The following is a 24,321-nucleotide window of genomic DNA, read 5'->3' as shown; positions in this document are numbered from 1 at the left end:
GCAGCGGCGCCACTGTTCAACCGGGGCACGCAACGGAATATGGAGTAAAGTTTCCAAATGAGCTGGACCGACGAGCGCATCGAGCGCCTCAAGGCGATGTGGACCAAGGGCGCCACCGCCAGCCAGATCGCCGACGAACTGGGCGGCGTCAGCCGCAATGCGGTGATCGGCAAGGCCCATCGCCTCGGCCTCGAATCGCGCCCCTCCCCGGTCAAGCCAGGTGAGGAGAAGGAAAAGAAGGCCAAGGCCGCGCCTGCGCCCAAGGTGGCAAAGCCGGCACCAGCGCCCAAGGCCGCGCCCGCGGCGCCCGAACCGCGCGAAACGTCTACCGAATCGCCCATGGGCGGTTTGGCGCCAGCTGCGGCGCCGTCGAAGCCTGCCGAATCCGGCATTCAATATCGTTCAGTCGGGCCGGGCGGCTTCATCCGCCAGGGACCGGGCGACACACAGGCACCGATCCCGCCCGCGCCGCCGCGCCGACTGGTCCCGGCCAAGCCCTCGGCAGACGTTGCCGACAAGACCTCGCTGCTCGATCTGAACGACCGCATTTGCCGCTGGCCGATGGGCCATCCGGGTGAGCCCGATTTCCATTTTTGCGGACAGGCCGCCAACCCGGGCTATCCCTATTGCGTCGAGCATTGTGGGGTTGCCTACCAGGCGCAATTGCCGCGCCGCGACCGCCGCCCGCCCCCACCGCTGCCCTACGGCGGGCCGCGGGTTCGCTAAAGCTGCCGAGCGGAGCGAAGCCGGCGCGTAGCGCCGCCTGAGTAGCGCGAAGAGCCAGCGATAGCCGGCCGACAGGTCGGCGCAGCCGAACCTGATCGACGTCACGGGATTTACTCCCGTGACGGCATTGCAACTCCACCGAAATAAACCGGCCAGCTTGCCTGCGCCGACGCTTGGCACGCGCCCCGCCTCACCCCTATAGCTCGCACAAATGTCCGATCTTTTCGCTTCCGGTTCCGCCACTCAAGCCGCCGACAGTTACGACGCTTCCGCGATCGAGGTCCTCGAAGGCCTCGAGCCGGTTCGGCGCCGCCCCGGCATGTATATCGGCGGGACCGATGCTCGCGCGCTCCACCACCTCGCCGCCGAGGTCATCGATAACTCGATGGACGAGGCCGTGGCTGGCCACGCCAGCCGGATCGAGGTCACGCTGGAGCCGGGCAACCGGCTGACCGTCGCCGACAATGGCCGCGGCATTCCGGTCGATCCGCATCCCAAGTTCCCGGGCAAGTCGGCGCTGGAGGTGATCCTCACCACGCTCCATTCCGGCGGCAAGTTCGAAGGCAAGGCCTATTCAACCTCGGGCGGCCTCCATGGCGTCGGCGTCAGCGTCGTCAACGCTTTGTCGACCGAGACGATCATCGAGGTCGCAAAGGACAAGAAGCTCTATCGCCAGGCGTTCGCCAGGGGAGTCGCCACCTCGCCGCTGGAGGAAATCGGCGCCGCGCCCAACCGCCGCGGCACCACCGTCACCTTCACCCCCGACCCGGAGATTTTCGGCAGTGACGCCCGGTTCGAACCGGCCCGTCTCTACAAGCTCGCCCGGTCCAAGGCTTATCTCTTTGCAGGCGTCGAGATTCGCTGGCGCTGCGATCCGACGCTGGCCTCGGCAGATGTGCCTGAGCAGGCCGTATTCCAGTTCCCCGGCGGCCTCGCCGATCACCTGAACGAGCAGCTTGCCGGCCGCGAATGCGTGACCGCGCCACCCTTCGCCGGGCGACAGGACTTCCCCGACGGCCAGGGCTCGGCCGAATGGGCGGTGGCCTGGCCGGTGTGGAGCGAGGGTTCGAACGAAAGCTATTATTGCAATACGATTCCCACGCCCGACGGCGGCACCCATGAGGCAGGCCTGCGCGCCGCGCTGACCAAGGGGGTGCGCGCCTTCGCCGACCTGATCGGCCAGAAGAAGGCCAAGGATATCATCCCCGACGACGTGCTGAACGGCGTCGAGCTGATGCTGAGCGTGTTCATCCGCAACCCCCATTTCCAGAGCCAGACCAAGGACCGGCTAACCAGTCTGGAGGCGGCGCGCTTCGTCGAGGCGGCCGTCCGCGACCATTTCGACCATTATCTGGCCGACAATATGGACCGCGGCCGCGCGCTGCTCGGTGCGATCCTCGAACGGATGGACGAGCGGTTGAAGCGCCGCGCCGAGCGCGAGGTGAAGCGCAAGACCGCGACCAGCGCTCGCAAGCTCCGCCTGCCCGGCAAGCTCACCGATTGCGCCAATGACGATGCGGAAGGGACCGAACTGTTCATCGTCGAAGGCGACAGCGCGGGAGGAAGCGCGAAACAGGCCCGCGACCGCAAGACCCAGGCGATCCTGCCGATCCGCGGCAAGATATTGAATGTCGCCAGCGCCACCGCCGACAAGATCCGCGCCAACCAGGAAATCGCCGACCTTCAGCAGGCACTGGGCTGCGGCACACGCGACAAATGGGCCGAGGAAGCGCTGCGCTACGAACGGGTCATCATCATGACCGACGCCGATGTCGACGGCGCGCATATCGCGACGCTGCTGATGACCTTCTTTTTCCAGGAGATGCCGGAACTGGTGCGACGCGGCCATCTGTTCCTCGCACAGCCGCCGCTCTATCGCCTGACTTCAGGCTCCAAATCCGCCTATGCCCGCGACGACGCCCACCGGGCCGAACTGGAGCGGACCGAGTTCAAGGGCAAGAAGGTCGAGGTGTCGCGGTTCAAGGGACTTGGGGAAATGAACCCCAATCAGCTTAAGGAAACAACCATGGATCCGGCGTCCCGCTCGCTGATCCGCATCACGCTGCCGGCCGAATATCAGGACCGCCAGCCGGTCCGCGAACTGGTCGACCAGCTGATGGGCAAGAACCCCGAGCACCGCTTCAACTTCATTCAGAGCCGCGCGGCGGCCCTGGGCGAGGATGAAATCGACGCTTGAGGCAGGGCAAGTGACCGTCACCCCGGCCTTGATGATCGGCATGCGGCACTGTCTGGGGGACAGTGCCGGTCCGATCATGGGTCCGCCTATCCTTCTAGCCCCAACGGCTCAAATCCAAAGTCTTCGGCAAGATCGCGCCAGGTAGGATTGTCCGCATTGACGAGATCATACTTCCATTGCCGCCGCCAGCGCTTGATCTGCTTTTCTCGCAGGATGGCGGATTCCATCGTTTTATGGACCTCGAACCAGACCAATCTTTTGATCCCGTATCGCGCCGTGAAACCCTTCGTCGCTTCGGTACGATGCTGCCAGATGCGGCCGATCAGATCGCTTGTGACGCCGGTATAGAAGGTGCTGTGGGAGGCGCGGGCTAAGAGATAAACACAAGGCTGACGTTCCATTGCCCAGAGTTCAAAAGGCAAGCAGACCCCGGGTCAAGCCCGGGGTGACGTTCGATTAGTCCAATGACCGCAATGGGTCGAAAGCGGTCTCACCTCATTCGTCATCCCGGACTTGATCCGGGATCCGCCTTTTCATTTGCGCCCAAAAAGGCAGGCAGACCCCGGGTGAAGCCCGGGGTGACGCTCGATTAATCCAATGACCGCAATGGGTCGAAAGCGGTCATAAGAGCAGCTAACTACTTGCGCCAATGAAGACCCAGACCGCGATCAAAGGCCTCCGCCAATTTCTCGATGAAGTGCAGCAGCGAGCCTGGCTGGAAGGCGAAGCCGAGCTAGCGGACGCGGTTGAGCGCTCAGAATCGTTAGAACAGCGCTTCAAATATTCCGGCCGCCTGGAAAAGCTGATGCGCCGCCCGCAGGCACTGGACGTCCTCGATATCCTGAGGACCTACGCCGACCGCTGCATTCCCATCCCGCGCACTACCGAACGCTTCTGCTGGTCCGTCTCCTGCCTGCCGAGCACCGACAAGACATTTGCCCGGGTCAATGCGAGTTGGATGGAGCTATTGGCGCTGCAGCCGGACGGCGACGGCATCCGCGCCCGGATTATCGTCCATCTGTCCGACTTTACCCGCGACGGATCAGCGGAACCGGAGCAACTCGATCAAGACCTGCTGGAAAGCCTGGTCGAACGCCCCGAAGACGTCAGCCACTTCCCATGGAAGGACGATGTCTTCGGCGTGAGGGTCCGCGGCGCCGCGTCGATCCGCAAATTCATCAGCGAACGTCACGGGCTGCGCGCCATTCGCCGGTTCAACCTGACCCACATGAACCGCGGCCGGAATGCCTATCAGGCCAGCCATTGCTATAGCCTGGCCGACCATATGCTTGGGGATGTCGGCCCATGATCCACGCTCGCGACAACGTCAGCTTCGATCAATGGCTCGACGAGACCTTCGGCCGGGCGGTCAGCGGCGAATGCTATCCGCAGTTCGTGCCCGCGGACGATTGGCCTCCACCCGTGGCCGATCGCCTGCTGGTCGATTACCTGACCCGGCTGTTCGAGGATTCCGACAACGCGCTGCGCTATTACAGCGACAGGCAGATCGCGGCGGGCTTGTGGGAGCTTGGCCCGGGCGATGCGCACTGCGTTTACAATCCCGAAGTCGCCATCGAAGCGCGGGAACGCCTGATCCGATCGGTCGCGACCTTCTTCCGCGACTTCTTCAACCTCCGCTGCATTCCCAAACTGTCGCACCTCGACAAGGATCAGACCGAGCCGCTCAACGGCATCTGCTACATGTGGTGGGAAGTGATCACCTGGGGTTGGGCCAAGGACGATCCGGGTGCCGAACGCCTCAGGGACGCGGACATCGAAGTGATGGAGACGGTACTCGGCCTGCCAAATCCGGCGTGCAGGGAATCGGCGCTGCACGGGCTCGGCCACATGGTTCGTCAAAGCGACCGTGCGCTGGAGATCATCGACCGATTCCTTGCCGGGCCTGCCGACCTCGATCCAGGGCTGCTCGACTATGCCCGGGCTGCCCGCACCGGCTGCATCCAGTAGCGCCTATCGCGACCCAAAACCGGTGGTCATCGTCCGGATCGTCCGGAACACGATCAGCAGGTCGAGCCAGGCCGAGAAATATTTTACGTAGTAGAAGTCGTATTTCAGCTTGTCGTCGACCTCGTCGACCGACGCGACATGGCCCTGATTGACCTGCGCCCAGCCAGTGATGCCGGGCCGCACCACATGCCGGTACCGGTAAAAGGGGATCTCGCCGGAGTAGTGGATCGATAATGCCTCTGCCTCCGGGCGCGGCCCGATCCAGCTCATCTGGCCGGCAAGGATGTTGAAGATCTGCGGGAGCTCGTCGAGCCGCGACTTTCTCAGCCGCGCGCCGACCCGGGTTATCCGGGGATCGCGATCGCTGGTGATTGCCTCCTCAATTCCTCCGCCGGCCTCACGGTGCGCCATGGTCCGGAATTTGAGCATGTAGAATGGCAGGCCGGCCTGGCCTATTCGCCGCTGCCTGAAGATCGCCGGGCCGGGACTGTCCAGCCTGATCGCCAGCGCAATCCCGGCGAGGACCGGCAAGGCGACAGGCAAAGCCACCAGTGCCGCCATCAGGTCGAGCAGCGCCTTCAGGTGGAAATAGCCGCGCGCCGGGACCAGGCTGCCAAAGCTATTTTCTCGCAAATGATCGACCTCGACCCGGCCGGTCAGCGATTCGTAGAGTTGCTTGACCTGGTAAACCATTCGCCCCTCGACTGCGGCATCGGCGAGTAGCGCTTCCCATTCCGGCGGCATTTCTGGCGCGGCGAAGTCGGCAACCAGCCCATCGCAGCCGGCAGCATCTTCCAGCGCCGGAACCTGCATTTCGCGCCACTCGACGGTATCGATTGCCCTCAGGCGGTCGACATCACCGAAGGGAACGATCGCGATGCGGTAGCGAATGTAGCGTTGCACGGAGAAATAAAGGCCGTAGCCCCACAGGATATGAGCGACAAATCCCGCCACGAGTGCCAGCCGATCATAGGGCAGGCGCGCCAGTAGCAGGATCGTGACGATCGTCGCATGAGCCAGCACGATCGAGGGCAGGATCACATGGGTCGAGCGGTTGCCGGGATAGGTTTCGATCGACAGTCGCGTCCAGAACGCAATGACTACCGCCAGCGCATTGAACATCAGCGCGTTGATGGATGCGGCGTAGAATGTGGACTGAGGCAGCACGATGGCCCGGAGCAGGAACGGCAGCAGCGCCACCGCGACCATCGCGCCCAGTGCATTGAATCGCTGGCGCGCAATGAACCGTCGCTGGGTTTTAAGGGTCGTTGGCGGCGAGTGCAGCATCTCAGGAGATACTCACAGCGACCAGCGTTGGACGCCAGGGGGTAAGGCGAGCTTTCGCCACATTCCCTTGAGGTCGGCCACAAGCCCACCTTCGGCCACCATGCCTGCCACCGCATCGGCCGACATTTCCTCAAATCCCGCGTGGCGGACCGCTGCCACGATGCAATCGAACCGCCCCACCGGTACTTTCTCAAGCGTCAGCTGATATTCGCGATTCACTTCTTCCGGATCGGCCAGGGGGTCGGTGATGGTTACCTCGTGGCCCAGCCAGGCGAGACGCCGAACGATGTCGACTGCCCGGCTGTTGCGGACATCGGGGACGTTTTCCTTGAAGGTGATGCCCAGGAACAATATCCGCTTGGGGGACGAACCGACCTGCGTGTGCAGCCGGTCCGCGATCCACCGGCCCATGTCGTCATTTATCCCGCGACCGGCCAGAATCACCCGCGGATCATGGCCGATCCGCTGGGCGTGGAAGCTCAGATAATAAGGGTCGACGCCGATACAGTGGCCGCCGACCAGGCCGGGCTCGAACGGCAGGAAATTCCACTTGGTCCTGGCAGCATCAATCACGTCCCAGGTCGAAACGCCATTGTGGCTGAGAATCTGCGCCACCTCGTTCATGAAGGCGATGTTGATGTCGCGCTGCGCATTCTCGATCGCCTTGGCCGCCTCGGCGGTGCGGATCGAGGCAGCGCGGAACACTCCGCCTTCAGTCATCGTGCCGTAAAGCTGTTCGAGCTGGTCGAGCACCTCCTCATCCTCGCCGGAAATGACCTTGATGATCTTGTCGACGCGGTGGACCTTGTCGCCGGGATTGATCCGTTCGGGGCTGTAGCCAAGCCGGAAGTCGCGGCCGCGTTGCAGCCCGGAGGCCTGTTCGATCAGTGGCCCGCACTCCTCCTCGGTTGCGCCGGGATAGACGGTGCTTTCGAAGATGATGGTCGGGCGGCGCTCGGCCTCGATCCAGCCGGCCAGGCGCTTCGACGCCGCGAGCAACGCACTGAGATCGGGCTGGTTGCGGTCGTCCACTGGAGTAGGAACGGTGACGATGATGAAGCTTGCACCCGCGCAATCCTCGTCACGGTCGGTAAAGGTCATCAAAGTCGAGGACAGGTCGCGACCTTCAACCTCGCGCGTGCGGTCTTCGCCCTGCCGGAGCTCGGCAATTCGCGAAGCGTCGATATCGAAACCGATTACGTCAGCGTCGGGATGCGCCTTGGCCAGCGCCACCGCCAGCGGCAGGCCGACATAGCCCAGTCCGATGACGATAATCTTGCTGCCGCTGCTGCTCATCCCCACCCCAACGCGCCGCCACTATTTCGGACCAATCCAGTTCCTCTTTAGCGGCTATCGGCGTCAATGCGACCGCGGCCAACTCCGAAGTGGACCAACCCGGCCTCATGCGCCTCGTCCGGGTTATAGACGTTCCGGAGGTCGACCAGCGCAGTGCCGCGCATTCGCTTGGCGATGTCGTCGAGGTCGAGCGCTCGAAACTCGTCCCACTCGGTAACGATGACGATCGCCTCGGCCCCGTCCGCGGCCTCTTCGGCCGACGCGGCATACTCAATTTTCGGAAGCACCTTTTCCGCTTGCTCGCGTCCCACCGGATCGAACGCAACGACGTTGGCCCCGCCGTCCAGCAACCCGTTGATCAGCGGAATCGACGGCGCGTCGCGCATGTCATCGGTATTCGGCTTGAAGGTCAGGCCGAGGACCGCGATCCGCTTGCCTTCGACGCTTCCGCCCAGCGCCGCCTTTACTCGGTCTGCCATCGCTTCCTTGCGGCGGTCGTTAACCTCCACGACGGTCGACACGATCCGCTGTCTGATCCCGGCTTCCTCGGCCGTCTTGAGCAGCGCCAGCGTATCCTTGGGAAAACAGCTTCCGCCATAGCCCGGCCCGGCGTGAAGGAATTTGGGCCCGATACGATTATCGAGGCCGATCCCACGCGCGAGATCCTGCACATCTGCATCCACCGCCTCGCACAAGTCGGCCATCTCGTTGATGAAGCTGATCTTGGTCGCGAGGAACGCATTCGCCGCATATTTGGTGAGTTCGGCCGTCCGCCGGCCGGTGAACAGCATCGGCGCCCGGTTGAGGAACAACGGCCGATAAATTTCGGCCAGGCACGCGCGGGCCTTGTCGTCCTCGGCGCCGACCAGGATGCGATCGGGGTGCTTGAAGTCGGCGATCGCCGCGCCCTCTCGCAAGAACTCCGGATTGGACGCGACCGAGACGCCCTCGGGCGCGCCCTTTTCCTTCAGTAGCGCCGCGATCTTGTCGCCGGTGCCGACCGGGACGGTCGACTTGGTCACAACGACGATCGGGCTCTTGAGCAGCCCGGCCAGTTCCTCGACCGCGGCGAACACGAAACTCAGGTCGGCGTGACCGTCGCCGCGCCGCGACGGCGTGCCGACGGCGATGAACACCGCCTCCGCGCCTTCCAGCGCCTTGCCAAGATGGCAAGTGAATTGCAGCCGCCCGCGATCGACATTGGCCTTGACCAGGCCTTCCAGCCCCGGCTCCCAGATCGGCATCCGCCCGGCCAGCAGCCCCTCGATCTTGGCCGAGTCCTTGTCGACACAGGTCACATGGTGGCCGAAATCAGCGAGGCAGGTGCCGGAAACCAGGCCGACATAGCCAGTGCCGATCATCGCGATACGCATGGAAATTCTCTTCTTGTCGACGGGGTTTGCCACAGGGCTTTAGCCGTGCGGTGCGGCCAAGCTCAAGCAATCTTGAAGCTGGCCCCGGAACAATTCCCGATTAGTGCCATTTAACAAGCATCCGCGGGCCCCCTGAGCCGTTTGCGGCCCCGCTCCCGCCTGTTCCCGCCCCTTGAGGGAGAACGGCCATGACTAACTTCCGCTCGCACTTGCTCGCCGCCACCACGTTGGGCGTCTTCCTGATCGCGCCTCCAGCGGCCGCGAGGACGATCCAGATTTCGTTCAATGCGACGGACTTCAGCGATCCGCTCGACATCGACAATGTCTACTTCCCTCTCATCCCCGGCACCGTCTTCACCTACAAGGGCGAGACCCCCGACGGCTGCGAGGTCGTCGTAACGTCGGTCACCGGCGATACGCGGACCATCGCCGGGGTGACTACCCGCGTCGTCCACGACACGGCGTACGAGAGCGACACCTGCACCACCGACGCCTCCGCGCTGGTCGAGGACACGCTCGACTATTATGCGCAGGATAATAGTGGAAACGTCTGGTACTTCGGCGAGGACAGCTTCCATTGCCCGATATTCACCTGCGATCCCAGCGCGGGATCGTGGATTGCCGGCGTGGCTCCGGCTGGCGCTCTTCCGGGCATCATCATGCCCGCCCAGCCACGCAACGGCGACACTTATTTCCAGGAGCGAGCGGCACCAGTCGCCCTGGATCAGGCGACCGTCAAGGGAACGGGCGTAACCGTCGTGCTGAAGCGCGAAGACGCCTATCCGCCCGGCACCTTCACCAACTGTATCGTGACCAAGGAGTTCTCAACTCTCGAAAACGGCGCGAATGAACAGAAGAGCTACTGCCCGGGTATCGGCAACGTCGCGGTTGACGAGCATCACGGCAAGGTCTTCCGGTCCGAGCTCACCGGCGTCTCGCCCGACGCCTTGCGCTTCCGCACGGTGCCAGGGAACTAATCGCCGAAGGAGGAACGGCGGCCACGCATAAGGCCTCGATTTTGCCTCAAAAATCGCTATAGGGCGCGGCTCCCCATGGCTACCAAACTTCCTTCTCCGCCGCGCGTCGGCATGGTCTCGCTCGGCTGTCCCAAGGCATTGGTCGACAGCGAACGCATCCTGACCAAGCTCCGCGCCAACGGCTATGACATGTCGCCCGACTATGCCGGCGCGGACGTTGTCCTGGTCAACACCTGCGGCTTCCTCGACAGCGCCAAGGAGGAGAGCCTCGAAGCGATCGGCGAGGCCATCGCGGAGAACGGCAAGGTCGTCGTCACCGGCTGCATGGGCAAGGAAGCCGACGTGATCCGTGCCCGCTTCCCGGACGTGCTCGCCATCACCGGCCCGCAGCAATATGAGGAAGTTGTCAGCGCCGTCCTGGAGGCCGCGCCGCCTGTCGCCAACCCCTATCTGGACCTGGTGCCCGAACAGGGCCTGAAGCTCACCCCGCGTCATTACAGCTATTTGAAGATCAGCGAAGGCTGCAACCACCGCTGCAGCTTCTGCATCATCCCCTCGATCCGCGGTGATCTCGCCAGCCGCCGCCCGGACGCCATTCTTCGCGAAGCGGAAAAGCTGGTCGCGGCCGGCACCAAGGAACTACTGGTGATCAGCCAGGACACCTCGGCCTATGGCGTCGACATCCGCCACCAGCCGAGGGAGTGGAAGGGTCACGAAGTCCGCGCCCACATGACCGACCTCGCCCGCGAGCTCGGCAGCTTGAAGACGCCGGAGGGCGACACCCCCTGGGTCCGCCTCCACTATGTCTATCCTTATCCGCACGTCGACCAGGTCATCCCGCTAATGGCCGAGGGGCTGGTCCTGCCCTACCTCGACATTCCCTTCCAGCACGCCAGCCCGAAGGTACTGAAGTCGATGAAGCGGCCGGCCAATGAGGCCAAGGTGCTGGAGCGCCTCAAAAACTGGCGCGCCATCTGTCCGGACATCGCGGTCCGCTCCAGCTTCGTCGTCGGCTTCCCCGGCGAAACCGAAGAGGACTTCGAATATCTGCTGCGCTGGCTGGAAGAGGCCCAGCTCGACCGCGTCGGCGCTTTCCGCTTCGAACCGGTCGAGGGCGCCGCCGCCAACGCGCTGCCCGACCATGTGCCCGAGAGCCTGAAGGAAGAGCGTTACCAGCGCGTCATGGACCTCACGGCGCGCATCAGCGCTGAAAAGCTGGCCGCCAAGGTCGGCAAGACGATCGACGTGCTGATCGACCGCGTCGACGATGTTGCGCCCCCGGCGGAAGGGCCCGACCGCGGCCATTTCGATGCCCCGCATCCCGAACACCATCACGACGTCGGTGCCACCGGCCGCTCCAAGGCCGACGCCCCGGAAATCGACGGCGAGGTCCACCTTCGCGACGCCCACGGCCTCAAGCCCGGCGATTTCGTGAAGGTCACCATCGAAGACTCGGACGAGCATGACCTGTTCGGCGTGCCCGCCTAACCTCAATTGACCGCGCCACGCACCTTCGACTCGATCGTCATCGGGGCGGGGGCGGCGGGCATGTTTTGCGCCGCGCTCGCCGGACAGCGCGGCCGTCGCGTCCTGCTGGTCGATCACTCGAGCGAACCGGGCCGCAAGATACTGATCTCGGGCGGGGGCCGCTGCAATTTCACCAATATAGGCGCCACCGCCGATAATTTCCTCTCCGCCAACCCGCACTTCGCCAAGTCGGCGCTCGGCCGCTTCACGCCGGCGGATTTCCTCGCCCTGGTCGAACGCCACCGTATCGCCTGGCACGAGAAAACCCTCGGCCAATTATTCTGCGACGGCTCGGCACGGCAGATCGTCGCCATGCTGCTCGACGAATGCGCCGCGGGCGCGGTCGACACTGCTTTCGGCCAGCCGGCAACCATCGAGCATCGTGACGGCGCCTTCGACGTCACGATCGGCACGACGACCGCGCGCGCTCCGGCGCTGGTGCTGGCCAGCGGGGGCCTGTCGATACCCAAGCTTGGCGCGACCGGCTTCGCCTACGACGTCGCCCGCCGCTTCGGCCTGAAGATCGTCGAGCCGCGCCCGGCGCTGGTGCCGCTGACCCTGTCGGGCGACCAGGCACTGTTCAAGACGCTCTCCGGCGTCTCTGCCGATGTCGTCGCCAGCGCGGGCAAAGGCACATTTCGAGAAGCTGCCCTGTTCACCCATCGCGGCCTGTCCGGCCCGGCTATCCTCCAGGCCAGCTCCTACTGGCGCCCTGGCCAGCCGGTCTTCATCGATTTCCTGCCCGACCTGCCCCGCGGCTGGCTGCGGCAGGCCAAGCGCGACGAACCGCGCACCACCCTCCGCCGCTTGCTCGCCCGGCACCTCCCCGACCGTCTGGCGGAAACCCTGGCCGATCAACTCGGACTAGCCGGGGAACTCGCCAACCTCACCGACCGAGCACTCGACGAGGCCGAGCGCCGGATAGCCGCCTGGTCGTTCACGCCCAACGGCAGCGAGGGGTTCGCCAAGGCCGAAGTCACCATCGGCGGGATCAGCACCGCCGAACTGTCGTCCCAGACCATGCAATCCAACCGCGTCCCCGGCCTGTTCGCGATCGGCGAAGCGGTTGACGTCACCGGCTGGCTCGGCGGCTATAATTTCCAATGGGCCTGGGCGAGCGCACATGCTGCGGCGGAAGCCTTGAGCCGCGGAGATCGTCACCCCGGCCCCCGAGCCGGGGTCTGCCTTATCTGATGAAGCCGAAGAACAGGCGGATGCCGGATTAAATCCGGCATGACGGGGCTAGGCTGCAGCCCGCAAACCCTCCGGTTCCCCCGCGTCGGCCCAATGATCGCGCCGGCGCATGCCGAAATTGAGGAACAGGAACGGCAGCTTCAGGAATAACAGCTCGGAGTGGATGAATGTGTCGATCATCCGCTCCCACCATTTGGGCTCCCGCTTGCCGTTGGCGCGCAGCCAATCGTCATAGGGTGCCCAATGATCGGGCTCGTCCCTTTCGACCACGTTGAAGATCTTGATCAGGCCCGGGTCATGCTTGACCAGCGGATGGTTGAGCAGCGTTTCGACCTGCTTAAGGCCGCGCTTCTCGGTCAGCGAAATCACGCGGCACAATTTCTCGAACTGGCGATCGTCGTCGATCACCGCCTGGGTGTCCATCTTGTCGATGGTCGTCCGGAATATGATCTCGATAAAGCGGTCGATATGGCCGCAGGTCCGGTCGACATAGAGCGGCATCCGGCCCTGCTTTTCATACCAGTGGCGGAACATCAGATAATGTTTGCGCTCGTCGGCACGGTGCTTTTCGATCCGGGCAATAAACTGATGGTCGTCGGGCGATCGGGCGCGAACCGCTTCCAGCACCCGGTCCAGCGCCGTGTAACCGCGATGCTCGTTGTAGATGTAGATCGACCCCAGCAGGTCGAGGTAACGATCCCGGAACCACTCCAACATTCGATAAATCCTTCCGGCGACGCATCAATCAACCATTCAGCCTTGGAAGCTGTTCCTACCATTAACGCTATGGACGCCCAGTCCGTATTTGGAACCTCGCCCCGCACCTTGCTAAGGGCAGCCGATGACTGACTTCGCCCCACTGTTGCAGCCCGATCGTGCAGGTTCCGCGCACGCCATCCATCTGGTCGACAAGGCTAGCTTCGCCGGCTGGCTGAAGAAGCAAAGCCCGGCCCGGCGGATGCTAGTGGAGGTTGCACGGTTCGAAGGCAAGACCGCCTTCCAGTTCATCGTCCTGCCGACCGGACAAGGGCAGGAATGGGACGTTGTTTCGGCGGTCGCCAATATCGCTGAACTGTCGCCCTGGTGCCTTGCCCGGCTGGCGGAGGCGCTGCCGGAGGGAAGCTACCGCCTTGCCGAGGGCGACCCGGGGCCTGCCATGCTCGGCTGGCTGCTCGGCCAGCACCGCTTCAACGACTATCGGTCCAAGGTCGAGGACCAGCGCGGGGCGCGCGTCCTGCTGACCAAGGAAGCTGCCGAGATCGAGCGCGCCGTGCGCCTGGCCGACGCAACCTGCCTGGTCCGCGATCTGGTTGACACTCCCGCGGCCGACATGGGGCCGGCCGAGCTGGAGGCGGCAGCACGCGATCTCGCCAAGGCCTTTGGAGCAAAGGTCGAGGTAACTGCCGGCGACGCCCTGGCGCAGGGCTATCCGATGATCGCCGCGGTCGGCCAGGGCGCCACGCGGGAGCGCGCGCCGCGCCTGATCGAGCTCAACTGGGGCAAGGACAGCGCGCCCAGGGTCGCGATCGTCGGCAAGGGCGTCTGCTTCGACAGCGGTGGCCTCGATATCAAGCCGGCCAGCGGGATGCGCTTGATGAAGAAGGATATGGGCGGCGCGGCCCATGCGCTGGCCCTGGCCCGGCTGATCATGGCCGAGAAATTACCGGTCCGGCTGCACTTGTTGATTCCCGCGGTGGAAAACAGCGTTTCGGCGGCATCCTACCGCCCGGGCGACGTGCTGCGCAGCCGCAAGGGCCTGAAGGTCGAGATCGACAATACCGACGCGGAAGGCCGCCTGGTCCTCGGCGATGCCCTCGCCAAGGCGGGCGAGGGCGAACCGGCGCTGATCATCGACTTCGCTACGCTGACGGGCGCGGCGCGGGTGGCGCTAGGCCCCGACCTTCCCGCCATGTTCGCCAATGGCGATGACCTCGCCGCATCGCTCGAAACCGCCGCAAGGGAGGTATCCGACCCGATCTGGCGGATGCCGCTGTGGGATGGCTATGACGAAATGCTCAAGTCGGACCTCGCCGATATGGTCAATTCCGCTGATTCGCCCATGGCCGGCGCGGTCACCGCGGCGCTGTTCCTTCGCCGCTTTGTTCCCGAAGGCACCAGCTGGGCCCATTTTGACACCTTCGCCTGGCGGCCGTCGGCCAAGCCCGGCCGGCCCAAGGGAGGCGACGCGATGGGGCTTCGCACCGTTTTCGCCATGCTGAGGCAGCAATATTCCGTCTGACCGGCCCATCCAACGGTCGATTTTTTCGCGATATTGGCAGATCGTTACGCAACCAATCCGCCGTTGCTCGGTTTCCTATTGGCTACGCGACAATGGGAGAAGATGAACCAATGGGCGAGCCTTCGCTATCGGCCTGGATGCGCGCGTTGATCGAATATGTGCGATCAGGGGAACCCGATCTCACCAACCGCCAAATGGCCCTGTTGATGCTGGTGTATCTGACCCCAGGCCCGCACACCGTGCGCGGGCTGGCCCGATGCCTCGGCGTTTCCAAGCCCGTCGTCACGCGCGCCTTGAATACCTTGGGCGGGCTCGGCTATCTCCGCCGCGAGCGAGATCAGGACGATCGCCGTAACGTTTTTGTCGTCCGCACCAATGACGGGGCCAATTTTCTTGAAGGGTTCAAAAGATACGTCGCGGGGGGCGACGAAGCACAACGCGCCCAGTTCGAAGAGCGCCGGAAAGAGCCCGCCTTCGCCACCCGTTGAGTGGTTTGCCCTGGCCGGCGTGTCCCATCCGCCCGATCCGCTGACCCATGCCTATCGCAAGGACCTGGCCGACACCGCCCTCGCCGGGCGGGTCATCGCGTCGCACTACGCCGACCCGCTGGTGCGCCATTTGGTCGCCGGCGCGGATTTACTGGCAGGGCCGGAGGCTGGTGCGGAACTGATTGCCAGGCTGAATAGCGGCGACGAGCTTCGCATGCTTGACCTGAGCCGGGGATGGGCCTGGGGCTATGGTCCGGACGGCCGGGTCGGTTATATCGAAGCGGAGGCGGTCGGAATCTAACGGATCCTGACCTTCGTCAGCATGACTCGCTCGCGGTCACATCTCTCCACGCGCGCGGCGGATCGCATACCATTTGGCGACATTGGCATTATGCTCGGCCAGCGTATCGGCGAACACATGGCCGCCGGTGCCGTCCGCGACGAAATAGAGCGCCTTGGTCGGGGCCGGGCTAAGCACTGCCGCTATGCTGTCTTTCCCCGGATTTGCGATCGGTCCCTTGGGCAGGCCCGCTTCCCGGTAGGTGTTATAGCCGGTAATCGCGTTCAACTCCGTCCGCTTGATCCGCCGGCCGAGCGGCTTGCCCTTGGTGATCGGGTAGATGACGGTCGGGTCGGCATCCAGCTTCATGCCGATGCGCAGGCGGTTGCAGTAAACGCCAGCCACTGTCCGCCGTTCCGACGGCTTCCCGGTTTCCTTCTCGACGATTGAGGCGAGGATGACCGCATCCTGCTCGGAATAGACTGGGCAATTGCCTTTGCGATCGGCCCACAGCCTTGCCAGTTCCTTGATCATTGCGTCGGTCATCCGCTTCAGCACGACCGCACGCGGTTCGCCGGCCTGCCAGTCATAGCTGTTGGGAAGCACCGAGCCTTCGGCCGGCAGTGGCGCCGGACCGGTCAGCTCGGGGATGGCGGCCAGCTTTTCCTGCACCAGGATCGACGGCATGCCTTCGGGAATGGTGATCAGCCTGATTACCGGCCGGCCGTGCTGCAGGATGTCGAGGACCTGGGCGGCACTTGCTCCGGCTGGGATCTCAAACTCGCCTGCCTGGACCGGATCACGGCTCCCAATGATCCGCGCGCCAACCTTGAACCAAGTGGTCGATTGGATCAGCCCTGCATTTTCAAGTTGCGCGCCGACGCCCGACACGCTCGATCCCTCTTCGACTGCAAAGCGCGCCGCTTGCTCCGAAGGGCCGGCGCCGTACCATTTGAACAGCAGCACGGCGAACGGGATGCCGATGCCAACCGCCAACCCAATGATCAGCCGCCTGATCACTTTCTGGTGCTCAGTTTACGGCCTTCACGATCAGCGAGGCGTTAGTGCCGCCAAAGCCGAAGCTGTTGTTGAGCGCGGCGCGGACTTCGCGCTTTTTCGCCTTGTGCGGAACCAGGTCGACGCCCGCAGTACCCTCGCTCGGGTTATCGAGATTGAGCGTTGGCGGTACGATCTGGTCGCGGAGAGCGAGAATGCAGAAGATCGTCTCGACCGCGCCCGCGCCGCCCAGCAAGTGGCCTATCGCCGACTTGGTCGAGCTCATCGAGACGTTGGCGATCTGGTTGCCGAACAGGCGGCGGACCGCCCCCAGCTCAAGCTCGTCGCCCATCGGGGTCGAAGTGCCATGGGCATTGATGTAGTCGATGTCGGCCGAGGTCATGCCCGCCTTCTTCAGCGCCATCTCCATCGAACGGTAAGCGCCCGAGCCTTCCGGGTGCGGCGCTGTGACGTGATAGGCGTCGCCCGACAGGCCATAGCCGACCACCTCGGCGTAGATTTTCGCACCCCGCGCCTTGGCATGCTCATATTCCTCGAGCACCACCACCCCGGCGCCCTCGCCCATGACGAAGCCATCGCGGTCCTTGTCGTAGGGACGCGACGCCTTCTCCGGCTGGTCGTTGAAATTCGTCGACAGTGCGCGCGCCTGGGCGAAGCCGGCAATTCCGATCGGGCAGATGGTAGCCTCGGCGCCACCGGCCAGCATGATGTCGGCGTCGTCGTCCTTGATCATCCGTGCAGCGTCGCCGATCGAATGGGCGCCGGTCGAGCAGGCGGTGACCACCGCGTGGTTTGGACCCATCAAGCCATATTTGATCGATACCTGGCCGGAAATGAGGTTGATCAGGCGGCCATGCACGAAGTGCGGGCTGACGCGGCCCGGCCCCTTTTCCGCAAGCACCAGCGATTCGCTCTCGATGCCGGGAAGGCCGCCGATGCCGGACCCGATCGAGCAGCCGGCGCGAAACCGCGTCGCCTCGTCCATCTCGGTTAGGCCGGCGTCCTCGATCGCCTGACCGGCGGCATCGATGCCGTAGACGATAAACGGGTCGACCTGGCGCTGCACCTTGTGATCGACGCGCTTGTTGGGGTCGAAGCCATAAGCATGATCGGCCGGCTTCACTTCGCAGGCGACGTGGCATTTCTGGTCGCTGGAATCGAACCGGGTGATCCGCCCCGCGCCAGACTTTGCTGCCAGGATGTTTGCCCATGTGGTCTCGACGTCGCCACCCAGCGGCGTCACCAGACCCAGACCCGTCACCACGACACGGCGCATGCAGATATTCCCTTCAACCCGTCCTCAAACGCAAACGGCCTCCCGATAAATACGGGAAGCCGTTCGTGCCGCCTCATCGGCGGGCGGCAGCCGATCGGTCCCGATCAGCCCTTGTTCTGGTCAATATAGTCGATCGCATCCTTGACGGTGGCGATCTTCTCGGCCGCATCGTCCGGGATTTCGACGCCAAATTCTTCTTCGAAGGCCATCACCAGCTCAACGATGTCGAGGCTGTCGGCGCCCAGATCGTCGATGAAGCTCGCTTCCTCGGTGACCTTCTCGGCTTCGACGCCGAGATGCTCGACGACGATCTTCTTCACCCGGTCAGCGGTCTCGCTCATGTGGACTTTCCTCCATTAGATTTTGGGCTGCCCTAGCGGCCAGTGCGGCCAACGGCAAGCATTCTCGACGCGGCGTATTTGGCCGCTTAACTGTATAAAACAAGATGACAGGCGCCCGCCCCCTCACGCATGGAGAGATCGAGCTCGCACGATCGATGTTCGGTGACGCCATCGACTATGGCCGGGTCCGCCTGGTCAGGCGCAAGTGGTGGCCGTTCCAGCCCAAGGGGATCGTCATGGCCCCGACCGGTAATATCCACTTCCATCCCGATAGTCCGATGTGGTCCGAAGACTTCTCGACCGAACGGCTGTCGCTGCAGGGCCTGTTCATTCACGAAATGACCCACGTCTGGCAGGCCCAGACGCGCGGAAAATTCTACCTGCCGCTGATGAGGCACCCGTTCTGCCGCTATGGCTACCGAATGATCGAGGGGCGGCCGTTCGACCGGTACGGCCTGGAACAGCAGGCCGAAATGGTCCGCCATTGCTTCCTCGCCGCATGCGGCACGGCGGCCGGGCCATTAACGGATCGCAGTTTCCTGCCGTTCAATCGAACTGTTACTGTTTCGCAACAGTCCTGAAACGAAACGCCTGCCCCCCCCTGTTCGCAAGCGCGAACTAGCATAGGCTGCCCCCAGTCGAAAATTCCAACAGGGGGAATTGAAGATGATTTTTCGTAGCTACGCCGCGCGCAGCCTCATGATCGGTGCCGCAACCTTGGCGCTCGCAACGCCCGCATGGGCCCAGGACACTGCGCCAGCGCAGCCAGCGGCCGCGCAACCCGCGCCGGACGAAGGCCGTGAGATCGTTGTCACCGGCACCCGCCGTCTCGATCGCAGCATCACGGACTCGGCCTCGCCGGTCGATGTCGTTTCGTCTCAGGACCTGCAGGCGGCTCCGACCGCCAACATGCTCGATACGCTGAAGAACATCGTGCCGTCCTTCTTCGTCGGCCAGAACACGATTTCCGACGCATCGACCTTCGTCCGCCCGCCTTCGCTGCGCGGCCTTCCGCCTGACGAAGTGCTGGTCATGCTCAACGGCAAGCGGTTCAACCGCTCGGCCCTCGTCCAGGTGTTCAGCGGCGGCGAAAGCGGCCTGGCCTTCGGCTCGCATGGCTCGGACATTTCGTCGATCCCGTCGATCGCCATCAAGAACCTCCAGATCCTGCGTGAAGGCGCGACCGCGCAATATGGTTCGGACGCCATCGCCGGCGTGCTCAACTACGGGCTGCGCGACGACGCCGGATATGAGCTGATCGGGCGCTACGGCCAATTTTACGAGGGCGATGGCGAAGGCAAGCAGATCGCCGGCAATCTCGGCGTAAAGCTTGGCGAAGGCGGCTTCATAAACCTGTCCGGCGAATGGTTTGACGACAACCAGACCAGCCGCGGCGAAACCCGGCCGACGGCGGTTGTCTTCGCCGAAGAGAATCCGGATTTGGCGGACCAGCTTCCCCATTTCCCGCTGCCCGCGCAGATCTGGGGCCAGTCGCCGACGCACGGCTACAAGTTCATGCTCAATACGGGCTATGAAGCGTCTGAAAAGGCCACGATCTACCTCTTCGGCAACCTGGCTCACACAGAGGCGGACCAGAGCTTCAACTTCCGCTCGTCGCTTGTCGGAGTTCATGACATTGGTGACCGTGACAATGGCATCAATATCGCCCCTGCAACGGGGATCGGCCGCGAATTCTTCCAGCATCCCTATTACCAAACGCCCTGCCCGGCGGCCAATCCGACCTGCCCGGCTGGCGCTTTCGTGCTCGATGGCAATACCTTCAACCTGAGCAGCATCTATCCGGGCGGCTTCACGCCGCGCTTTGTCGGCGTCACCGACCAGATCTTTGGCGCGGTCGGCGTAAGGGGCTCGTTTGACTCGGGCTTCCGCTATGACATCTCCGGCTCTCTGGCCCGGAACAAGCTCGACCTGTCGATGTATAATTCGATCAGCCCGTCGTTCGGGCCTGAATCGCAGACCGAGTTCCAGTTCGGCAAGCAGATCCAGAAGGAAGCGAACCTCAACCTCGACGTTGCCTACGAAATGCAGGCCGGCCTCGCCAGCCCGATTACTTTCTCGGCCGGCGCCGAACTCCGCAAGGAAACCTACAAGACCACGCCTGGCGACGAACAGTCGTTCGGTGTCGGTCCGTGGGCCAACCAGGCGATCTACAGGCAGATTGCTCCTGGCGTCTTTACGCCGGTACTGCGGACCGATCCGGAATGCGTGACCGTCGGAACGGTCATGGGCGACCCGGTCAATTGCGTATACATCGAGGCTCCTGCGGCTAGCGGCTACGGCGGAACCAGTCCGACCTTCGCCGGCAGCAACAGCGAAGAAAGCTGGGGCATCTACGGCGGCGCCGAAGCAGACGTCACCGAGCAGCTGACCCTGGGTGCGGCGGTCCGCCATGAACATTACGAAAGTTCCGGCGGCACCACCGTGTTCAAGATCAACGGCAAGTACGACTTCAGCGATGCCTTCGCTGTCCGCGCGACGGTTGGCACGGGCTTCCACGCTCCGTCGCCAGGACAGAATAATGCGCAGGTGCTGACCACCAACTTTATTTCTGGTGTGTCGGTACAGACGGGCACCTTCCCGGTTACCAGCGAGATTGCCCAATTCTATGGGGCAACTTCGCTCGGGCCGGCCAAGGCAACCAACTATGGCCTGGGGTTTGTTGTCACACCGATGAGCAACCTGACGCTGACGCTGGACCTGTACCGGATCAAGGTGCGCGACCGCATCTTCATCTCGGCCCCGTTCGCGGTGACCCAGGCTGACATCGACATCTTGCCAGCGCTTGCCTCGGTCGGCGTCGGCGGCGTGGTGCAATATTTCACCAACTCGTTCGACACGCGCACCTCGGGCGTCGATTTCGTCGGCACCTATCGGACCGACCTGTTCGACGGTAACCTCGATCTGACGCTGGCCTATAACTATAACAAGACCAAGGTCACCGACTTCGTTGTGGGCCAGATCACGCAGGCCCAGATCACCGACGCCGAGCGTCTGGCACCACACCACCGTGCGAATCTCCAGGCAAGCTGGAGGCAGGGACCGTTCGCGATCAATGCGGCCGAGCATTTCTACGGCAGCTGGCGGTCCGAGGTGGATTATCCGGGCCAGAAGTTCGGGTCGAAGTTCACCACCGACATTGAGGCAAGCTACACCTTCATGGAGCACTTCACCGTGTCGGTCGGCGCCAACAACCTGTTCGATCAGTATCCGGACAAGATCGCGGCCTCGACGGCCAACCCGATCTTCCTGCTGACCGACAGCCTTGGCGACGGTCAGGTCTATCCCCGCAACGGCGGTCCCTTCGGGATCAACGGCGGCTTCTGGTACACCCGGCTTCGGATCAAATATTGATCCTTTGAGCCTGGGCTTCATATCGGGGCGGGAAGCGCAAACTTCCCGCCCCTTTTTTATTTGCGCAACGGCAAGGCTGGCCGCACCATCGCAGGTGATGACGATACTTACCCATCGCCTGGCCATCCCCGATGACCTTCCTGCGTTGCGTGCGCTGATGACGCGCGCGATCGAGCGGTTGCAGGACGATTTCCTCAGCCCCGAGCAGGTCCGTGCGAGCCACAAGGTGATGGGCCTCGATACGCAGCTGGTTCTCGACGGTACCTATTTCGTGGTCGAGCTGGACGGGCGGATCGTCGGCAGTGGGGGCTGGAGCTGGCGGGCGACGCTCTATGGCGGAGACGACAGCATCGTCACCCGTGAGCCGGTGGCGCTCGACCCCGCAACCGATGCAGCCAAGATTCGCGCCATGTATACCGACCCCGACTTCGCCCGGCGGGGGATCGGCAGCACCGTCCTTCGGCTATGCGAGGAGGCGGCGCGGAAGGCCGGCTTCGCGCGAGCCGAGATGATGGCCACCATGGCGGGGGAGCCGCTTTACCGCGCCTTTGGCTACCTTCCGGTCGAGCCCGTGCTGTCAGCCCCGATCGACGGCGTCCAGGTGCCCCTGCTGCGCATGGAAAAGGCGCTTTAGCTGCGATGCCGGGTAGCGGCGTTCGAATTGCGGTGATCGGCGCCGGCGTGTTCGGCGCCTGGACCGCCGAGCATCTTCGCCGGGGCGGCCATCGGGTGGTGCTGGTCGACATGGCGGGTCCGGCCAATAGCCGCGCCAGTTCGGGCGGGGAAAGCCGCCTCACCCGCGGTGCCTATGGCAAGGACGCCATCTACACGCGGATGGCGTTGGACAGCCTGTCGGAATGGAAAGCACTCAGCGCGACTGCCGGCCTGCCGATCTTCATTCCGAATGGCGTGCTGTTCTTCTTTCCGGCCGGCGAGCCTTACCTGGCGGATACCCTGGCCGTGCACGAGGCGCTCGGCCTTCCGACCGAGCATATGGATGCAACGGCCATGGCCAGGCGCTTCCCAATGATCGATTTCACCGGTGTCGCCGCCGGCATATTTGAGCCCGGGTTCGGCTCGCTGATGGCACGCCGCGCCGTGCAAACCCTCGTCAGCAATTTTGCGGCATCGGGGGGTGAGTACCGCCACGAAGCCGCGCAAGCACCCAGGCAAGTGGACGGTCGGCTTACAGCACTAAAGCTTGCCAGCGGAGCGACGCTGGAGGCGGACGCATTTGTCTTCGCGCTGGGGCCGTGGCTTCCCAACATATTCCCGGCCATCCTCGGCGGGCGCATCTTCGCCACGCGACAGGAGATTTTCACCTTTGCCCCGCCCGACGGTGACGATCGCTTCCAGCCTCACACCATGCCGGGCTGGGCTGATTTCAACGCCGGCGACATGTATTATGGCCTGCCGGACCTGGAAGGCCGCGGTGTCAAATTCGCCCACGACAAGCATGGCGCCGCGGTCGATCCCGACACCCAGTCGCGCGAGCCGACAAGCGAAGCGCTCGACGAGGTCATTGCCTTTCGTGACCGCCGCTTTCCGCTGCTCAAAGGCGCGCGCGTTACCAGTGCCGAGGTCTGCCAGTACGAGAATAGCTCGAACGGCGATTTCCTGATCGACCGCCATCCGACCATGTCCAACGTCGTGCTGGTCGGCGGCGGTTCCGGCCATGGCTTCAAGCATGGGCCGGAAGTCGGGCGTTTGGCCGCGGAGCTGGCGCTAGGCAGCGAAACTAAGTCCGAGCCGCGCTTCAGCCTTGCCACCAAGGGCGAAACGCAAAGCCGCGAAGTTCATTAGCGCCGGCAAAACCGCTCGCGGCTGACGGTAAACCGGCCTATTTCCCGGCCTTGAGCACCGCGCAGGCGATCCGGGCGCCGCTATTGCCGCTGGGGTCGGTCTTTTCGTCGTCCTTCTGGGCGTGGACGACCAGCGCCGCTCCGTCACCGTCGAACGGGCTCGGCACGCTGCCGGCCGGGTCGGGCAGCATGTCCATTCTGACGCTGCCGTCCGCGCCCACCCACAAATTGCCGAGGTCGCCAAGATGCTCGCCCGCCGGGTTCAATCGGCCATGCTGCTTGCCGGCCGGGTTCCAGTGCGGGCCGGCGCTGGCGAAATCGGGCCCGTCGCAGCGGCCGACGGCATGGATGTGCATGCCGATCTCGCCGGGCGGCAAGCCGCTGGCCTCCAGCTTCATCGCCAGCCCGCCGGGCGTCTCACGAACGCGGACGGTGCCGATCGCCGTGCCATCGCCGCGGACGATCGGTGATTTGGGGCCCCAGCCCTTGGCCTGGGCCTCAGACGCGATAATCAGCGGGACGACGAGGGCCGCCAGGCGAGCCAGGCGTATCATTTAAGCTCCAGCACCACGGGCCCCGACACAGGATCGGTGTCACCGTCCAGCGTGTCGCGGAACGTGTCGAGCGTCGCGATCATGAACGGCCGCGCCGCGGCCATCGCGTCCATGCTGTCCCATTCGCCGATGATGCAGAAACTGTCGTCGCCGGTCTGGATCATGTTGACGTGCCTAAGGCCCGGCCAGTCGCGGTCGACGCTTTGGTGAGCGTCGAGGAACTCCTGGGTTCGGCCTGGCTTCACCTTGAAGCGGACGGCGTTGAATGCGGTCATAGCTGTTCTCCCGCCGCCGAGCATAAGCGAAGTTTTGCCCGGCAAAAGTGAGCTTATGTCGAAGAGACGGCGAGAACCGGCCGACGACCGGCGCAGCCGTGTCGATCGACGTCACGGATTCACTCCGTGACG

24 protein-coding genes are annotated in these 24,321 nt (G+C 63.9%); 14 read left to right on the top strand and 10 right to left on the bottom strand.

All coding sequences use genetic code 11. The features are described from left to right. The first annotated feature begins 57 nt into the window (after positions 1 to 57). Both LZ518_RS02000 and parE read left to right on the top strand, forming a co-directional pair. On the top strand, positions 58 to 726 hold the full coding sequence (locus tag LZ518_RS02000) for a GcrA family cell cycle regulator (RefSeq protein WP_249914374.1): 669 nt from the start codon (positions 58 to 60) through the stop codon (positions 724 to 726). Between the two features lie 211 nt (positions 727 to 937). After that, positions 938 to 2,923, top strand: coding sequence for a DNA topoisomerase IV subunit B (gene parE / locus LZ518_RS01995; RefSeq protein WP_249914373.1), 1,986 nt, complete (start codon positions 938 to 940; stop codon positions 2,921 to 2,923). Positions 2,924 to 3,009: 86 nt separating this feature from the next. Here parE and LZ518_RS01990 read toward each other — a convergent pair whose 3' ends face one another. Further along, positions 3,010 to 3,324, bottom strand: coding sequence for a GIY-YIG nuclease family protein (locus LZ518_RS01990; protein WP_249914372.1), 315 nt, complete (start codon positions 3,322 to 3,324; stop codon positions 3,010 to 3,012). Between the two features lie 248 nt (positions 3,325 to 3,572). On the opposite strand from LZ518_RS01990, the gene LZ518_RS01985 reads away from it, so the two are divergent. Beyond that, complete coding sequence (locus LZ518_RS01985; RefSeq protein ID WP_249914371.1) at positions 3,573 to 4,232, top strand: hypothetical protein; 660 nt, start codon at positions 3,573 to 3,575, stop codon at positions 4,230 to 4,232. Next, complete coding sequence (locus tag LZ518_RS01980; protein WP_249914370.1) at positions 4,229 to 4,891, top strand: hypothetical protein; 663 nt, start codon at positions 4,229 to 4,231, stop codon at positions 4,889 to 4,891. Before LZ518_RS01985 ends, LZ518_RS01980 begins: the two co-directional genes overlap by 4 nt. 3 nt (positions 4,892 to 4,894) lie before the next feature. Here the strand turns inward: LZ518_RS01980 and LZ518_RS01975 are convergent, their stop codons facing one another. Genes LZ518_RS01975 through LZ518_RS01965 form a run of 3 tightly spaced genes read right to left on the bottom strand, consistent with a single transcriptional unit; the run spans position 4,895 to position 8,847 of the window. Further along, a complete protein-coding gene (locus tag LZ518_RS01975; RefSeq protein WP_249914369.1) occupies positions 4,895 to 6,178 on the bottom strand; it encodes a sugar transferase in 1,284 nt (427 codons plus the stop codon). A 12-nt stretch (positions 6,179 to 6,190) separates the two neighbouring features. Beyond that, the gene (locus LZ518_RS01970) at positions 6,191 to 7,474 is read right to left on the bottom strand and encodes a nucleotide sugar dehydrogenase (protein WP_249914368.1); all 1,284 of its coding nucleotides are present in this window, start codon (positions 7,472 to 7,474) and stop codon (positions 6,191 to 6,193) included. A gap of 47 nt (positions 7,475 to 7,521) precedes the next feature. Next, complete coding sequence (locus LZ518_RS01965; protein WP_249914367.1) at positions 7,522 to 8,847, bottom strand: UDP-glucose dehydrogenase family protein; 1,326 nt, start codon at positions 8,845 to 8,847, stop codon at positions 7,522 to 7,524. A 188-nt stretch (positions 8,848 to 9,035) separates the two neighbouring features. On the opposite strand from LZ518_RS01965, the gene LZ518_RS01960 reads away from it, so the two are divergent. From LZ518_RS01960 to LZ518_RS01950, 3 genes are all read left to right on the top strand, one after another. Next, positions 9,036 to 9,824 carry a hypothetical protein gene (locus tag LZ518_RS01960; RefSeq protein ID WP_249914366.1) on the top strand — a complete coding sequence of 263 codons (789 nt, stop codon included), beginning with the start codon at positions 9,036 to 9,038 and terminating at the stop codon, positions 9,822 to 9,824. 75 nt (positions 9,825 to 9,899) lie between these two features. Next, on the top strand, positions 9,900 to 11,312 hold the full coding sequence (gene rimO, locus LZ518_RS01955; RefSeq protein ID WP_249914365.1) for a 30S ribosomal protein S12 methylthiotransferase RimO: 1,413 nt from the start codon (positions 9,900 to 9,902) through the stop codon (positions 11,310 to 11,312). 60 nt (positions 11,313 to 11,372) lie between these two features. After that, on the top strand, positions 11,373 to 12,545 hold the full coding sequence (locus tag LZ518_RS01950; protein ID WP_249916472.1) for a BaiN/RdsA family NAD(P)/FAD-dependent oxidoreductase: 1,173 nt from the start codon (positions 11,373 to 11,375) through the stop codon (positions 12,543 to 12,545). 48 nt (positions 12,546 to 12,593) lie between these two features. Here LZ518_RS01950 and LZ518_RS01945 read toward each other — a convergent pair whose 3' ends face one another. Beyond that, positions 12,594 to 13,262, bottom strand: coding sequence for a ferritin-like domain-containing protein (locus LZ518_RS01945; protein ID WP_249914364.1), 669 nt, complete (start codon positions 13,260 to 13,262; stop codon positions 12,594 to 12,596). Positions 13,263 to 13,386: 124 nt separating this feature from the next. On the opposite strand from LZ518_RS01945, the gene LZ518_RS01940 reads away from it, so the two are divergent. From LZ518_RS01940 to LZ518_RS01930, 3 genes are all read left to right on the top strand, one after another. After that, the gene (locus tag LZ518_RS01940; protein WP_249914363.1) at positions 13,387 to 14,784 is read left to right on the top strand and encodes a leucyl aminopeptidase family protein; all 1,398 of its coding nucleotides are present in this window, start codon (positions 13,387 to 13,389) and stop codon (positions 14,782 to 14,784) included. 137 nt (positions 14,785 to 14,921) lie between these two features. Next, a complete protein-coding gene (locus LZ518_RS01935) occupies positions 14,922 to 15,272 on the top strand; it encodes a MarR family transcriptional regulator (RefSeq protein ID WP_249914362.1) in 351 nt (116 codons plus the stop codon). Positions 15,273 to 15,291: 19 nt separating this feature from the next. Further along, positions 15,292 to 15,573: a hypothetical protein gene (locus LZ518_RS01930; protein WP_249914361.1), complete on the top strand. Its 282-nt coding sequence runs from the start codon at positions 15,292 to 15,294 to the stop codon at positions 15,571 to 15,573. A gap of 36 nt (positions 15,574 to 15,609) precedes the next feature. Here LZ518_RS01930 and mltG read toward each other — a convergent pair whose 3' ends face one another. From mltG to LZ518_RS01915, 3 genes are all read right to left on the bottom strand, one after another. Continuing rightward, the gene (gene mltG, locus LZ518_RS01925; RefSeq protein ID WP_249914360.1) at positions 15,610 to 16,572 is read right to left on the bottom strand and encodes an endolytic transglycosylase MltG; all 963 of its coding nucleotides are present in this window, start codon (positions 16,570 to 16,572) and stop codon (positions 15,610 to 15,612) included. A gap of 10 nt (positions 16,573 to 16,582) precedes the next feature. After that, positions 16,583 to 17,845 (bottom strand): beta-ketoacyl-ACP synthase II, encoded by a 1,263-nt coding sequence (fabF, locus tag LZ518_RS01920; protein WP_249914359.1) that lies wholly within the window; start codon positions 17,843 to 17,845, stop codon positions 16,583 to 16,585. 104 nt (positions 17,846 to 17,949) lie between these two features. After that, positions 17,950 to 18,186, bottom strand: coding sequence for an acyl carrier protein (locus LZ518_RS01915; RefSeq protein WP_106639538.1), 237 nt, complete (start codon positions 18,184 to 18,186; stop codon positions 17,950 to 17,952). Positions 18,187 to 18,290: 104 nt separating this feature from the next. Here LZ518_RS01915 and LZ518_RS01910 point away from each other — a divergent pair, with 104 nt between their 5' ends. The 4 genes from LZ518_RS01910 (at position 18,291) to LZ518_RS01895 (ending at position 23,361) form a co-directional block, all read left to right on the top strand. After that, on the top strand, positions 18,291 to 18,767 hold the full coding sequence (locus LZ518_RS01910) for a vgr related protein (protein WP_249914358.1): 477 nt from the start codon (positions 18,291 to 18,293) through the stop codon (positions 18,765 to 18,767). Positions 18,768 to 18,852: 85 nt separating this feature from the next. Further along, positions 18,853 to 21,558, top strand: a complete 2,706-nt coding sequence (locus LZ518_RS01905; protein ID WP_249914357.1) for a TonB-dependent receptor plug domain-containing protein — start codon at positions 18,853 to 18,855, stop codon at positions 21,556 to 21,558. A gap of 97 nt (positions 21,559 to 21,655) precedes the next feature. After that, entirely contained in the window at positions 21,656 to 22,192 is a 537-nt protein-coding gene (locus LZ518_RS01900; RefSeq protein ID WP_249914356.1) for a GNAT family N-acetyltransferase, read from the top strand. A gap of 5 nt (positions 22,193 to 22,197) precedes the next feature. After that, on the top strand, positions 22,198 to 23,361 hold the full coding sequence (locus LZ518_RS01895; RefSeq protein WP_249914355.1) for an FAD-dependent oxidoreductase: 1,164 nt from the start codon (positions 22,198 to 22,200) through the stop codon (positions 23,359 to 23,361). A gap of 37 nt (positions 23,362 to 23,398) precedes the next feature. On the opposite strand, the gene LZ518_RS01890 is transcribed toward LZ518_RS01895, so the two are convergent. Further along, positions 23,399 to 23,914, bottom strand: coding sequence for a superoxide dismutase family protein (locus tag LZ518_RS01890; protein WP_249914354.1), 516 nt, complete (start codon positions 23,912 to 23,914; stop codon positions 23,399 to 23,401). Continuing rightward, complete coding sequence (locus LZ518_RS01885; RefSeq protein WP_249914353.1) at positions 23,911 to 24,189, bottom strand: antibiotic biosynthesis monooxygenase; 279 nt, start codon at positions 24,187 to 24,189, stop codon at positions 23,911 to 23,913. The genes LZ518_RS01890 and LZ518_RS01885 overlap by 4 nt, the downstream gene beginning before the upstream one ends. Between the last annotated feature and the right edge of the window lie 132 nt (positions 24,190 to 24,321).

Origin of the sequence: Sphingomonas brevis (assembly GCF_023516505.1) — a bacterium.
Taxonomy (GTDB): Bacteria; Pseudomonadota; Alphaproteobacteria; order Sphingomonadales; family Sphingomonadaceae; genus Sphingomicrobium; species Sphingomicrobium breve.
Note: the sequence above shows the minus strand (reverse complement) of the source record. Positions and strands in the feature narration are given on the sequence as shown.